The 14,086-nt window shown below is 69.6% G+C and carries 12 protein-coding genes; 3 read left to right on the forward strand and 9 right to left on the reverse strand.

The features are described from left to right. Positions 1-11: 11 nt before the first annotated feature. The 4 genes from KB201_RS02260 to KB201_RS02275 form a co-directional block, all read right to left on the reverse strand. On the reverse strand, positions 12-1,241 hold the full coding sequence (locus KB201_RS02260) for an MFS transporter (RefSeq protein WP_211538229.1): 1,230 nt from the start codon (positions 1,239-1,241) through the stop codon (positions 12-14). Next, positions 1,238-2,266: a patatin-like phospholipase family protein gene (locus KB201_RS02265; protein WP_078112160.1), complete on the reverse strand. Its 1,029-nt coding sequence runs from the start codon at positions 2,264-2,266 to the stop codon at positions 1,238-1,240. The genes KB201_RS02260 and KB201_RS02265 overlap by 4 nt, the downstream gene beginning before the upstream one ends. Before the next feature lie 56 nt (positions 2,267-2,322). After that, positions 2,323-2,772: a redox-sensitive transcriptional activator SoxR gene (gene soxR, locus KB201_RS02270; RefSeq protein WP_211538230.1), complete on the reverse strand. Its 450-nt coding sequence runs from the start codon at positions 2,770-2,772 to the stop codon at positions 2,323-2,325. A 76-nt stretch (positions 2,773-2,848) separates the two neighbouring features. Continuing rightward, positions 2,849-3,712 (reverse strand): universal stress protein, encoded by an 864-nt coding sequence (locus tag KB201_RS02275; protein WP_058251664.1) that lies wholly within the window; start codon positions 3,710-3,712, stop codon positions 2,849-2,851. A gap of 203 nt (positions 3,713-3,915) precedes the next feature. Between KB201_RS02275 and KB201_RS02280 the strand changes: the two genes are divergently transcribed. Continuing rightward, positions 3,916-4,221 (forward strand): hypothetical protein, encoded by a 306-nt coding sequence (locus KB201_RS02280; protein WP_058251465.1) that lies wholly within the window; start codon positions 3,916-3,918, stop codon positions 4,219-4,221. 90 nt (positions 4,222-4,311) lie between these two features. Beyond that, entirely contained in the window at positions 4,312-5,886 is a 1,575-nt protein-coding gene (locus KB201_RS02285; protein WP_211538231.1) for a serine/threonine protein kinase, read from the forward strand. Positions 5,887-5,963: 77 nt separating this feature from the next. On the opposite strand, the gene KB201_RS02290 is transcribed toward KB201_RS02285, so the two are convergent. Genes KB201_RS02290 through KB201_RS02310 form a run of 5 tightly spaced genes read right to left on the reverse strand, consistent with a single transcriptional unit; the run spans position 5,964 to position 12,505 of the window. Continuing rightward, on the reverse strand, positions 5,964-6,776 hold the full coding sequence (locus KB201_RS02290; RefSeq protein WP_078112162.1) for a protein kinase: 813 nt from the start codon (positions 6,774-6,776) through the stop codon (positions 5,964-5,966). Between the two features lies 1 nt (position 6,777). Continuing rightward, positions 6,778-8,901 carry a cation:proton antiporter gene (locus KB201_RS02295; RefSeq protein ID WP_211538232.1) on the reverse strand — a complete coding sequence of 708 codons (2,124 nt, stop codon included), beginning with the start codon at positions 8,899-8,901 and terminating at the stop codon, positions 6,778-6,780. 16 nt (positions 8,902-8,917) lie between these two features. Further along, entirely contained in the window at positions 8,918-10,426 is a 1,509-nt protein-coding gene (locus KB201_RS02300) for an FHA domain-containing protein (protein WP_211538233.1), read from the reverse strand. Beyond that, positions 10,423-10,872, reverse strand: coding sequence for a hypothetical protein (locus KB201_RS02305; protein ID WP_058251470.1), 450 nt, complete (start codon positions 10,870-10,872; stop codon positions 10,423-10,425). Before KB201_RS02305 ends, KB201_RS02300 begins: the two co-directional genes overlap by 4 nt. A gap of 1 nt (position 10,873) precedes the next feature. After that, positions 10,874-12,505: a hypothetical protein gene (locus tag KB201_RS02310; protein ID WP_078112165.1), complete on the reverse strand. Its 1,632-nt coding sequence runs from the start codon at positions 12,503-12,505 to the stop codon at positions 10,874-10,876. A 532-nt stretch (positions 12,506-13,037) separates the two neighbouring features. On the opposite strand from KB201_RS02310, the gene KB201_RS02315 reads away from it, so the two are divergent. Continuing rightward, positions 13,038-14,072, forward strand: coding sequence for a diiron oxygenase (locus KB201_RS02315; protein ID WP_211538234.1), 1,035 nt, complete (start codon positions 13,038-13,040; stop codon positions 14,070-14,072). Positions 14,073-14,086 lie beyond the last annotated feature (14 nt).

Raw genomic sequence — 14,086 nt, forward strand, 5'->3', positions numbered from 1 at the left:
GCGCGCGCACATCACTCATCGTCTGCGCGGGCCTTCGTGTCGGTCGGCGTCATCGTCGGACCGTCGCCCACGATCACCGGCGCGGTCTCGCGCGCGAAGATCCACAGGACCAGCGCCACCGCGGCCACCACCCCGGTCAGCACGAACGCCGGCCCGAAGCCGACCCGATCGGCGACGAATCCGACGATGACCGGACCGGTGACGGCACCGAGGTCCGACGACATGCCGTAGGCGGCCAGCGCCGAACCGCCTTGCTGACGGTTGCCGAGGACATCGGCGAGAGCGGCTTGATGGGTGGGTGCGAACAGTCCCGAGCCCACCCCGGCGACCACCGACAACGCCAGTGCGACGCCCACGTTCGGCGAGAACCCGAGCGCGATGGTGGCGACGACGGTGATGACGAGTCCGGGCAGCATGATGGGCCGCCGTCCGAACCGGTCCGACAGACGGCCCGCGATCAGGATCGCCAGCACGTTGCCCGCGGCGTAGATCGCCAGCACGATTCCCGCCATTCCCGCTCCGGCACCGAGACTCTCGGTGATGAACAGCGGCACCACCGCGACCCGGACCCCCATCGACGCCCAGCCCTGGGTGAAGTTGGACGCGAGGATCGCCCGGTAGGCGCTGTCGCGCAAGGCGGTCCGGAAACCGATCAGCCCGCCCGTCGGGACGTCGGCCTGATCCGGTGCGATCACTTCCCGCAACTGGGTGGCCACCACCGTCGACGCGACGAGCAGCGCGACCGCGTACACCACGAACGGGACCCGGAGTCCGAAACCGACCAGCGCCGCCCCGATGAGCGGACCGGTGATGCTGCCGATGAGGAACCCCGCCGAGAAGAAGCCCGACACGCGACCGCGAATGTCGCTCGGCGCCATACGGATCAGCAAGGCCATCGCCGAGATGCTGAACATCGTCGACCCGATGCCGCCGAGACCGCGGAAGATCAGCAGCTGCCAGTAGGACTGGGCGAACGCGCACGCCAGAGTGCTGGCCGCGACGATCAGCAGACCGGTCAGGTAGATGCGCCGCTCGCCGAAGACGGTGACCAACCGTCCCGTTGCGGGCGCGAACGCCAGGCGCATCACCGCGAACGCCGAGATGACCGCGGTCGCGGCGGTGAACGAGACGTTGAAGGTGCGGGCGAAGGTCGGCAGCGCGGGCGCGATGAACCCGTATCCGAGTGCGATGACGACGTTCGCCGACAGCAGCACCCAGATGCCGCGGGGGATCTGCCTCATGGCAGCTCGGGGAGGTCGTCGAGGGCCCGCGCGGTGAGGGTCCGGCCGAGCTCGATCATCTCCGAGGCCTTGTGGAAGTCGAGCGTGCGGACCGTCCGGCGGGGTACCCGGATCAGCACGTCGGGCGGATAGCCGGCGACCTGGTAGCGGGTCAGGGCCTCCTGCATGATGTCGAGCGACCGGCTCAGCACCTCCACGCGTCCCATCCGGGCCGGTTCGTCGACGCCGAACGCGGGCGCCACCTGTTCGGCGGACGGGACGGAGCCGGACTCGGCCGCGGCATCGACCGCGACGGCGCCGCCACCGGTGGCGGCCACCGCCGCATCGGACGCCGCTGCCTCCTCCGAGGGCATCTCGTGGCCGAGCCGGTCGCGGACCGCGCGGATGAACTCGTTGTCGAGGATCGGCGCCACGTTGCGCCGCAGCAGTCCCCTGGCCTTCTGTTCGCGCGTGGCGCCCGCTTCCGGGCCACCGTCGGAACCGATGATGACGCCGATGGTCACATCGCTCGGCACCGTCGAGGTGGGCGCCACCGGCAGCGGGTCGAGGATCCCGCCGTCGGCCAGCAGCCGCCCACCGTGCTCGTGCGGGCTGATGACGCCCGGGATCGCGATCGACGCACGCAGGGCGTCGGCGAGGACACCGCGCTGGAACCAGACCGCGCGGCCGGCGTTCAGATCGGTGGCGACCGCGGTGAACGGGACGGGCAGGTCCTCGATCGCGGTGTCTCCGAGGATCTCCCGCACCCGCAGCAGGATCCGCTCGGCCCCGATGACGCCCGGCTTGGTCAGCGAGACGTCGAGCAACCGGACGACGTCGAGCTGGGACAGACCCGAGATCCAGTCCACGTAGTCGTCGAGTTTCCCCGCGCAATACAACCCGCCGACGAGAGCACCCATCGACGAGCCGGCGACGGTGACGATCTCGAACCCCCGCGCCTCGAGTTCGGCGATCACCCCGATGTGCGCGTAACCGCGGGCGCCGCCACTTCCCAGAGCCAGCGCCACGCGCGACGGTCGAGCCATGGGCCAACAGTACCGCCGCCTGTTCTGCTCCCCGACATCGCAACTGGCGGAGACGGCTACTGCTCGGTGAGGAGTCGCCGCGGCCCCGGGCCGAGTTTGTTCAGTTCGTCGCCGGGGTTGAGGAGATGGCACTCCCCGAGCGACAGGCAACCGCAACCCACGCAGGACCCGATCATGTCCCGCATGTTCTCGAGCAGTGCGATGCGTTGGTTGATGTCGTCCATCCAGCGTTTGGACGCCGCTTCCCACATCGACTTCGGGGGCGACTCGTGGTCGCCCAGTTCGGCGAGCACCTCGCCGATGACCGACAGCGGAATCCCGGCGACCTGCGACGCGCGGATGAATGCGACGCGCCGCAGCATCGCCCGGTGATACCGGCGCTGGTTCCCGGAGGTGCGCCGGCTGAAGATCAGGCCCTGGTCCTCGTAGAAGCGGACCGCCGACGGGGCGATCCCAGCTCGCTGGGCCAGCTCGCCGACCGAGAGCTCCGGCTTCTTCAGCGTCATGGGTCGATGGTATGCGCCACCGACGGCGTCGTCCCCGGTGCGCGACCGGGGACGACGGGCAGCGCTCACCGTGGGGTCAGGTGCGGACGACCATCACCGGGCAGTCGGCGTGGTGCATCACCTTCTGGCTGGTCGAGCCCAGCAGGAGTCCGCGGAAGCCACCGCGGCCGCGACTGCCGACCACGAGCAGCGATGCGTCCGCGCCCGCCTCGTCGAGCAGCGCCTTCGCCGGCTCCTCGGGCAGGACTGATCGTTCGATCGTCACGTCCGGGTAGTCCTGGGCGTATCCGGCGAGGCGCTCGGCGAGTACCTCGACCGCGTCCTGGGTCATCCGTGCCACCTCGTCGGCGCCGATGCCGTACCCGTGGAGCGCGTCCGCGTCGAGCGGGGTCCAGGTGTGTACCGCGCGGAGCGGCACGTTGCGCAGCGAGGCCTGCCGGAACGCCTCGGCGACCGCGGCATCGCTGACCGGTGAACCGTCGACCCCCACGACCACCGGTCCGTCGGGGTTGCCCTCGGCGGCGACGACCGTGACCCGGCCGTGTGCGTGAGCGGCGACACTGGTGCTCACCGAACCCAGGAAGAGGCCCTTGACGCTGCCGAGACGGCGCGTGCCGACGACGATCATCGCGGCGTCCTTGCCCAGCTCGAGCAGCACGCGCGCGGCGTCGCCGTCGACGATCGAGGTGGCGACCGTCACGCCGGGTGCCGCTTCTTTGGCGGCGTCGGCGGCCGCATGGACCGCGTCGGAGGCGTCCTGGCGGATGGCGTCGACGACGTCCTGCGGGATGATCAGGCCGGGGGCGTAGTCACTCGTGCTGGCGTCGTACGCACCGACGACCTTGAGGTCGAGACCTTCGGCAGCGGCCGCCCGCGCCGCCCAGCGCACCGCGCCCGTGGCCGCGTCCGACCCGTCCACGCCGACGAGTATCGCATTCATGTTGTGGCTCATCTCCTCTGATCGCGACGGCCCCTGGCGGGGTCTTCGGTTCGGCCGCGGGTCGGCCCGGGCTCGCCCCGGACGGCCCGGTGTCGGCCCCGGCCCCCATCCTGCCCCGGCGCCGTTGCCGCGGCAATGAGTACGAGGTCCCGACCACCGTCGCTTTCTCCACGATTCGGGCGCCGTGTAACCTGGCGGACACCATGACGTCACCCCTTCCGCAGAACGGCACCAACGACTTTCGCGCAATCATGATCCACATCGGGATCACCGTCGCACTCGGACTCGGCCTGCTGTTCTTCGCGCATGCGTCGTCGGATCCCCTCCAGACCGTGTTGGTCGTCGCCTCTCCCGTCGTGGTTCTCCTGGGCGCGAGCACCATGCTGTACCGCACGTACCGGGTCTGGAAACGCAACGGTCGCTGGCAGGTGTGGCAGGGGGCGGCGTGGTTCCTGTTGTTCTTCTTCATCGTCATGCTGTTCAACTCCGCGCCGGTCCTCTTCGAATGACCCGGGCGGGGTCGCCCGGCGCCTGTTCGCGCCGGTGGACGCCCTCTGACCGGTAGAGTCGGTCCTTTCACGTGAGGTGAGGGAGGCGCCGTGTCCGTCGGTCCGACCCACGACGAACCACTTCCTCCGGGCGCTCTCGTCGGGCGTCACCGCATCGAGCGCCTCCTGCGCAGACGCGTCGCCGGCGCCGACTACCTGGCGACGGCCCCATATCCGGGGGCGCCCGCCGAGCGCGTGCTGCTCACCGTCGTGGACCGGGCCGCCTCGATTACTCCCGCGTACGGCAACTGGTTCCGGGATGCGATCGAAAAGGCTTCCGCGATGGCGCATCCCGGGATCGCGCGCATCACCGGACACGGCATCGTCGACGGACGCGCCTGGGTTGCGGTGGCTCCCGTGCCCGCCTCCGACGCCGCCCTGCTGATCCGGCGCCACCCCGACGGCATCGACATCGCTCTGGCGGTGCGCGTTGTCACCGTCGTCGGCGAGGCGCTCGACGCGGCCCATCGCCGGCGCCTGGTCCACGGCAACGTCTCCCCCGCCGACATCCTGCTCAACGGCTCCGCAGACCCGACCGTCGCCGGGGCGTCGGTGCCCGGTGCCGTCACGCTCACCGGTTTCGGCCTCACCGCACCGATAGCGGGCGACGAGATGCCGCACCCGGCAGCCGATGTCGCCTCGTTGGGACGTACCCTCGTCGAAATGCTCACCGGCGCCGGGAGCGAAGCGAGCGGGCCGAATGTGACCGGCACAAGCTCGGTCGCTCGGCACCGGGTGTCGGGTGCAGTGTCGCCGGCGTTCTACGCCGTGCTGGCACGGGCGCTCGACGCCGATTCAGAACACCGATACCGCACCTGCGCGGAATTCGTCCGAGCGGCCGAGCTCGCCCTGCACCTCACCCACTCCGACGGCGAACCGCCGACCGAGATCATCCCCGCCAGCCACCCTGAATCCGAGTATGAGTCCGCCGCAACCGATTCCGACACGACGGAGGTCGTGGACGCGGGGGCGGCCGCCGGCGTCCCGCGCGTGTTCCAGCCCGCCGGTCATCCGGATCGGCCGACCGAGGTCGTCACCGACCGGCCGCGGGGGGCCGGGCCGGTGAACCGGCCGCCGACACCCCCACCGTTGGCGCCCCCGCCGACGGCCTCCCCGTCGATGCGTCGACGACGGCTGATCGCGCCGTTCTTCGTCGCCACGGCGATCGTCGCGGTCGTCGTCGGAACGGTGATGCTGCTCGGCGCGCGCACCACACCGCCGCCGTGGCCGGCGGGCGTCGCCCCTATCGCCGCCGCCTTCCCGCAACTCCTGCCGGAGACGCCCGAGGCGCCGGGGTGGGGAGATGCCGACTGTGAGCCCGTCGTCCGCGACGGCATCGACGGGATCTCGTGCACCGACGTCGCGAACGTCGGATTCGTGGTGTGGCACACGCCGACATCACCATCACGCGCTGCCGTCACCACCGGCCTCAAGGGCTACCCCGGGAATGAGATCAGCTGGCGCGACGGTCCGGCGTCGGCGAGCCGGGACAGCGTCGTCGACGGTTGGGTCGTCACCAACTTCAGCGGGCCAGCGCATGCGCAGTACACGCTGGTGACGACGTGGCCCGGACACACCGGCCGCGACATCCTCGACGACTGGTGGCGCACGGCGCCCCTCGGCTGACGACCGTAACCGAGACGAAGGTCGACCCTTCGTGACGCAGGGAGCAGGGGGCGCGAACCGCCCGATGACGTCTGTCGTCAGCGCCCGCGCAGCCCGTCGATCCGGACGGCGACCTCCATCGCGGTCGAGGGACGGGAGCCGGCGAGGGCGAGACAGTTGGCGATGAGGGTGCGCTCGTCGCGGTCCAGGTTCTCCGAGAGTGCCGGCGGCGTCGACAGCGCCGCCCGGATCGCCAGCAGCGGCTGGGTGTCCGGCACCTCCCCGTACACCCCGTCGCCGGTGAGGGCACGGTGCAGACACGCCCCGAGCGACCAGATGTCGGTCGCCCGCGACGGCACATCGCCGGCCAACAATGCGGGGTCCATGTACTGCACCGCCCCGGGCTGGGCGAAGCTCGTGATGGGCTCGTCGGCCGCCAGCACCCGGGCCAGACCGAGATCGGAGATCTTGCCGCCGGTCTCGGTGACCATGATGCTCGACGGCGTGACGTTGGCGTGCGCGATACCGGCTTCGTGCAATGCGTCCACGCCGCGCGCCGCGTCCGCGATCGCCGCCAGCTTCTCGTCTCGACTGAGCTCGCGCGCCGGACTACCCAGCGAGCCGAGCGGGAAATACTCCATCGCATACATGAACTGGCCCTGCAGCACGGCGTCGTAGAGCCCGGCGAGGTAGGGCGACACGACGGCGGCGAACGCCCGCAATTCGCGTACCCCGCGGCGGTAGGCGTCGTCGCTGCAGACGCCGCCGAAGACCTTCACCACGACGCGGTCGGTGGCCAGGCCCAGTCGCGCGGGGGGTACGGCGAGATAGAACGTGCCGTTGCCCCCCATGCCGAGCTTCTCGAGCACCGTGAAATCCGCCAGCTGCTGCGGGATCTCGACTTCTGGCATGTCAGTGCCTCTCCGATGATGAACCGATGTTCGGACTGGACGGGTCGTCGGCCGCCCTCGTGGGTGCGGATGGTGCGGCCGGAGACGGGTAGAGCATCGCGACGCGGTCGCCCAGCGATTCCTCGCTCGTCTCGGTGTTGTCGACGACGGTGACCGGAACGGGTACGGCCGGATCGCCTTCGTCCGATCCGGCGACGGTGAACGACACGGCATTGTCGCGGTGTCGGCGGGGATCCTGCACCGACACCGAAACCCCCTGTTCGGCAACAGCGTTGAGGTCGGCCAGCCACCGACGCCGAGAGCCGGATGCGACGACGGTCAGCGACCGCGACCCGAAGAGCGCCAGACCCGCGGCCATCAGCGCAGCGGTCCGCCCGCTGCGATCGTCCGCGGCGATACACGTGATGGTGCTACGACTCGGTGCCACGGTGTCATCGGCGGTCTCGTCGACGACGGCCACCGGAGCCGATCGCAGCGACTCCCCCAAGAGCCGGTCGCCACTGTCCACGAGGACGAGGTCGGCATTGGCGTTCTCCGACATGGCCTCGAGGTCGGCTGCGGGATCGGCGCTGAACCGGCACAGCACCGACACCGCACCGGCGCCGGTCAGCGACGAGCCCAGCTCGTTGAGGCGCTCGACGGCCGATGCGATCGCCGCGAAGTCCGGTACGACCGGAATCCCGACCTCGAGCGGACGCACGGACCGGTCCGGGGCGGTGAGCAACCCGGCCAGGACTACGTCGAATCCCGTGGTGCAGTCCAGCATTCGCCGATGCCGCGCCCGCAGGTCGGCGGTCGTGCCGACGGGATCACGCAACAGCACCAGAACCCGCGGGGCAGTGGCGGTGGCCAGGGCGCGACGTTCGGCGGCGGCGATGTCATTGGCCACCACCTTGTCCGGATACACCACGCGAAGCAGGGGTTCGGTCAGGATCGTGGTCACGAGCGCCATCACCACGAGCATCGCGAACAGTTCGTCACTCAGCACACCGAGTTCGCGCCCCGCGGCCAGGATCACCAGCTCGGTGAGTCCCCGCGTGTTCATGAGCACCGCGATGGCCGCGCTCTGTCTGGTGGGGATGGCGCTCGCCCGCGCGCCCGCATAGGCGCCGAGGAACTTGCCCGCGATCGCGACGAGCAGGACCAGCAGCAGCTGCCCCATGCCCGCGACGCCGATCTGGGTGAGGTCGACGTTGAGGCCGGTGACGACGAAGAACATCGGCAGCAGGAGCAGCACGCTCGCCTGCTCGAGCCGTTCGAGGATCTCCCGGTGCAGCTGTTCGGCTCCCACCTTCGGCATCACCGCGCCGAACACGAAGGCGCCGAAGATCTGATGGATGCCGATGACGTCGGTGGCCGTCGCCGAGAGGAAGAGTCCGATCAGGATGACCGCCAGGATGTCCGGCGTGAGCCGGCCGGCGCTGTCGCGCCAGGCGATCAGCTTCGCCAGCAGTGGACGGACGACACCGAACATCACCGCGGCGTAGACGAGCGTGAGTCCGACGATCTTGGCGACCTCGAGCGGACTGCCGCCCTGGATGATGGCGATGATGAACGCCAGCAGCGTCCAGGCGAGGATGTCGTCGATGGCGGCCGCGGCCAGGCTGAACACCCCGGGAATCGTTCTCATCATCCCGCGGTCGGTGAGGATCCGCGCCAGCACCGGGAAGGCGGTGATGGACATCGCGACACCCATGAACAGCACCATCCCCAGCCGCTCGATCTCCATTCCCCCGACCATGTCGTGCGAGGGATAGAGCAGCAGGCCGAGGGCTGCGCCGAGGGCGAACGGCAGCGCGATCGAGAATGCCGAGATGCTGGCCGCCGCGCGTTCACGCCCTTTGGTCAGCCGCATGTCCAGTTCGAGGCCGACGATGAACATGAACAGCACGAGGCCGATCTGGGCCAGTGCTCCCAGCAGCGGCCGGACGTCGTCGGGGAAGAGCCACTGGTCGGGATTGCCGGGCAGGAGCCCGAGCAGGCTGGGACCCAACGCGATCCCGGCGGCGATCTCGCCCACCACGGCCGGCTGACGGCAGGCACGCGCGATCATCCCACCCACCCGGGCGGCGGCGATGACGATCGCGACGTCGAGCAGCAGGAAGGCGACCGTGTGTTTGTCCATGACCTCGGATCCGTTCTCAGATACGGGCGTGGTGTGACTCGAAGATGAAGTGGCGCCCGCCGATCCGGACATGCGACCCCGGCACCAGCACGTGGGCACGATGCGGGAGCAGCCGGGTCTCCCGGTTGCCGCTGCTCGGATCGGTGACGAAGGTGCCGTTCGCCGACCCGAGGTCGACGAGCTGCACCGTCCACTCCACCAGCCGGATCTCCACGTGGCGACGCGAGAGCTGACCTGTCTCGTCCTGCACGCGAATCGGTTTGGGCGAACCCGCCGGTCCACCGCCGGCCGAGCCCGGTTCCCGGCCGATCACCAGGTCCTCGTCGAGGAGGAAGGTGAACCCGTTGTCGAGCAGCAACCAGCCCAGCGGCGGCCGCTCCCCCTCGACGAGGAACGTCGTCAACTGGTCCATCCGGATTCCGCAGACCCCGCACAGCCACGACTGCGGATGGTTCAGATGGCCTCGCGAACAACGGATGCCGTGCACCATGGCCCGCGACGCCTCGATCTTGACGACCTCGGTCGCGGGTTTCTGATGCTCCTCCTTGGGCAGCGGCGCGCGCGGTTCGAGCGGTTCGGCGAACGGATTCGGCGCGGGAGCCGGCTCGACGCGAGGCCGGCCGCTCGGCGGGTTGGCGTCCCGCGGCGGCCGCTCAGGTGGGTGGGAAACGTTCGGGGACAACGGTTCCGACCCGAACGGACCGCCCAGCGGAGTCGAGGTGAACGGCAACGGATCGGGTGCCGGCAGGTCGGCACCACCATCGGCGCCGGGCGCCATCCGCTCGGTCGTGCCCATCGGGTCCGGCTCCGGCGGCAAGTCGTCGAAGGGCGACCGTTTCCGGATGGGCTCGGGCGCCGGGGGTTCCGACGCCCCGGGTGCCGGCTTGTCGAGATCGTCCAGGGCCTCGGTCGGTGGACCCGCGTCCGGGTCGGGTCGGGACGGTTCGACGGCCGGTTCCGGCCGCGCCGCCGCCGGTTCCGGCCGCGGTTGCGCCGGTCGCTCCGCCAGGGAGTGGAATTCGGTGCCGCGCAACCCCAGCGGGGTGTGCAGCAGCGCGCCCGCGGCAGGCACCGTGCCCTGGACCAGGTCGAAGCGCTCGTCACCGACCTCCGCGGGCTTCGTGCCGGCGAGGTAGAGCCCGAGACCCTCGAACGGCCACGGCACGGCGCGGTCATAGGAATCGCCCGCGGGCGGCTCGATCCGCTTGCCGTCAGTCTCCCCGTACACCCGGCCCGAGAGGAAGATCGCGATGCCGGCATTGTCGGGAGCCGCGAAGGCGATGTCGACCGGGTCGTCGGCGGTGGCCACCAGCTGAGCCAGCGCCCGTACCAGGTGCCGGCCCCGCCGCGGTGCCGAATCCGGCACGACCACCGCAGATTCGATGTCGAGCAGATCGGTGAGGAAGGACACGGGCACCGCGTCGTTCGTCAGGCACAGGAACGCCGGGGTACGGATCACGATCCCCGCACCGGGGATCAGCGTCACCGTCGGCGTGACGCTCGGGATGTCGCCCGGACCGGTCACAGGAACCGTCCTCCCTGAAATCGCCAGTGGGGGAAGACGGCGCGTAGTGGACCGTTGACCGCCACCCACACCAGCAACCAGGTGGTGACGAACTGGACGGTGAACACGACGGGCGACGGTTGCAGCGACTCCGGGATCAGTCCGGTGCCATCGATCACGATCCACACCAGGATGCCCTCGTTGATCGCCGTGAGGAGCCCGAAGAGCGTCGGCCAGTCCTTCTCCCAGCGGAACTGCTGCAGGAAGTGGTACAGGAATTCCCAGAGCACCCCGAGGACGATGACGGTGACGAGCACGGTGAAGGCGACCCGGTAGACGTCGAGGATCGACGGGTCCCCCGAGGAGATGAGCCACAGGAACGGGACGAGCACGATGGTCCACAGGCCGCCGAGGATGCCGAGCACCAGCACGCGGGTCTGGATTCGCCCCCACAGGGTGGGCAACATGTCAGTCGACTCCCTTGTTGTTCATCCAGCGCCACCACTGGGCGGTCGATCGCCAGGGCGTCAGTCGTCGACAGAACCCCTGGCGGGCAAGGTCGTCGACGATCTCGAGGGCGGCGATCTGCAGACCGAGGAAGGTGTCGACGCCGGGAAAGTAACCGCCGAGCGTCGCGCTGCCCGAGGCGTACAGCTTGCCGTTTCCGCTGCGTGTCCCCTTCAGCTCGAAGTCGCGTTCGACGTCCATGCGGCCGACCGGGTTGATGCCGGCGCCGGTGTGGTCCAGCAGATCACGCAGCAGGCGGTGCTCGCGGACGTCGGCTTCGAGTCCGGTGCAGTCGATCACGTAGTCGGCGTAGATCTCGAAGGTGCCGTCGGGCCGGTGGTCCTGCCGGATCGGTGCATGCGGGTCGACCCGCACGGTGGTCACCACCCCCTGCCCGCCCGCAGCCGGCAGCAGACTCTCCGCCTTGCCGACGGCGACGCGGTACCAGCCCTCGCGCCGCCCACGGGCCAACTGCTCCTGCCAGTCGTCGCGGACAGGGGTGTTCGTCCCGCCCATCTGCTTGTACGCCTCCGCGCGCTCGTGTCCTTCGAGCTTGCGCATGCGGGCCTTGAGCTGCCCGCCCCAGACCGACTTCGGATAGTTGAAGCCCTGGTAGGCCCAACCGTCTTTGCCCTTGCGCCGCATGAAGATGTGTGGGCCGTGGGGTTTGTCGTAATACGTGCGGAAGAGGTGCACGATCTGCGTCTGGAGCCCGTACGCGTCGCGATCGTCGATGAGCCGCTGCAGGACCCGCGACGCGACGATCCCCGCACCGCGGATCACCACGGTGCCGGGTTTGCGTTGCAGCGACTGATAGATGTGCTCGTGCGACTCGTAGGCGTTGACGACCTTGCTGGCGTCGCGGTAGGTCTCGCGGAACGCCTGGAGATCGGGCAGGAGCTTGATCCCCGGGTATCCGATCGCGACATGGACCCACTGGCTGCGGAAGGCCACCCGCTTGGTGGGCGAAGTCCCCTGCGGCGGTGTGAGAATCGTGAAGTAGCCACCGGCGGCGCGGCGTCGGATCATCCGGACCTGACCACGGTGCAGGCACTTCAGATAGCCGATCCGCTCGCATTCCTTCTGCATCGACTCGAACGCCTGCCCGGCCCTCGGCGTGTAGAAGTTCGCGAAAACGGGCTCCACCAGCACATTCCACAGTGGCTTGAGCTTCTTGTCCGCCCAGGCCTCCCGCACCGCGTACGACGGGAAACCCCAGATGTTGTCCGGGGTCGACGCCGAATCCGAACGCAGGCGCTCCGTGCGCGGGATCTGCGACACCCGGGTCAGGTACTCGTAGCTGTGCCAGGGCACGTCCTGGGGGCCGAGCACCGCGATCCGGTCGAGCGGCACCCCGCAGATGCGCAGATAGTCGACGGTCACGAATGACCCGATGCCCGAGCCGACCGTGACGAACGGGACGTCGACGATCGGGATGCCCGCGGCCTCGACCATCGCATCGGTCCAGATGTCGGTGTCGACCAGCCCCGGTGTCAGATCGCCGACGGCGCCCGCGGGCCCGGGAGCGCCTCGTCCGGGCGCCGGAACAGGCCCAGGGCCCGGCCGCGGCGCGGGGGGCGCCTGGCCGGGCATCGGTCCGGGACGAGGCGGAACGGGCGGTGGGGGTCCCGGGCGACGCGGGGCGGGCCCCGGTGGCCGCGGACCCGGTGCGCCCGGCAGGGGCCCTCCGGGGTCGGGGACGACACGCGTCGGACCGTGCGGCGGCTGGGTCACGACCGGACCCGGGTGCGTGGTACCGCCGGCAGGCCGCGTCGACCGACGCGGGCGGCATGCGTCGCGCCCCGAGAATGCCGGGACGCGTGCGGAACACGACGGGACATCGCTCCTCCAGGTGAGCAGACGCGGGCACGGATGGTGCGGTAACTCTAACCCGCGGCGATGCTCGCGACGGGGTTATATAACCCGAACGAATTACACCCGTCGCACCAGGTCAGCCCCTGAACTGCGCGGAGTCGGGCAGGCTTGCCGGTGAACGCACCGGTGCATTGTGCCGGTATCGAACGTGACATCGAGTGTTGACAATAGCGGCCCGTCGAAATACGTTCGAGTCATCCGCTGTGGTCTGTTTCACCGGCCGAGCCGCCCACCCCGAAGGGATGCGACGATGACGAAAGCACTGACCCCGACCGACCGGGAGCACGAGGCCCCCGCCCGCTACGTGCCGCAGCACGACAAGTCCGGCAGCGACCACGATTACGACCAGGTCCTCGACGACCTGTCCGCGGCATCGGTCCATCGCAACTTCGACCCGTACGTCGACATCGACTGGGACGCGCCGGACATGGCGATCGTCAAGAACGATCCGCGGTGGATTCTGTCCTACGAGGTCGACCCGATCGGCCGCCACCCGTGGTACCAGCAGTTGCCGCAGGAGAAGCAGATCGAGATCGGCATGTGGCGCCAGGCCAATGTCGCCAAGGTCGGCCTGCAGTTCGAGTCGCTCCTGATCCGCGGCCTGATGCAGTACAGCTTCAAACTCCCCAACGGTGCCCGCGAATTCCGCTACACCACGCACGAATCCAAGGAGGAGTGCAACCACACCCTGATGTTCCAGGAGTTCGTCAACCGAACCGGCATGGACGTTCCCGGGGCCAAGCTGGGCTATCGCCTCATCTCTCCTCTCGTTCCGCTGGTCTCGACGGTCTTCCCCACCGTCTTCTTCTTCGGTGTGCTCGGCGGCGAGGAGCCGATCGACCACATCCAGAAGGACTTCCTGCGCACCCGCGCGAGCCTGCACCCGACGATGGCCGCGGTGATGCAGCTGCACGTCGCCGAGGAGGCACGCCACATCTCCTTCGCCCACCACCTGATCCGCGAGCAGGTGCCGCAGCGCGGACGCGTCCAGCGTTTCCTGTTGTCGCTGATTCTCCCGCTGACCATGCGCATCCTCTGCGGCGCCATCGTGGTGCCCCCGCGGAGCTTCGCCAAGCGGTTCGACGTGCCCGACGCGGTCATGAAGGACATCTTCTGGCGGTCGCCGGAGTCGAAGCGGTTCCTGCGCAACGTCTTCGGTGACGTCCGCATGCTCGGCGAGCAGAGCGGACTGATGAACCCGGTCTCGCGCCTGCTGTGGCGCGCGCTCGGCATCAGCGGCCGCCCGTCGCGGTTCCGCAGCGAGCCCACCTACACCGCGGCCTGAACCCGAACCCCGAA

It is taken from the genome of Gordonia sp. SCSIO 19800 (genome assembly GCF_018132775.1).
Lineage (GTDB): Bacteria > Actinomycetota > Actinomycetes > Mycobacteriales > Mycobacteriaceae > Gordonia > Gordonia hongkongensis.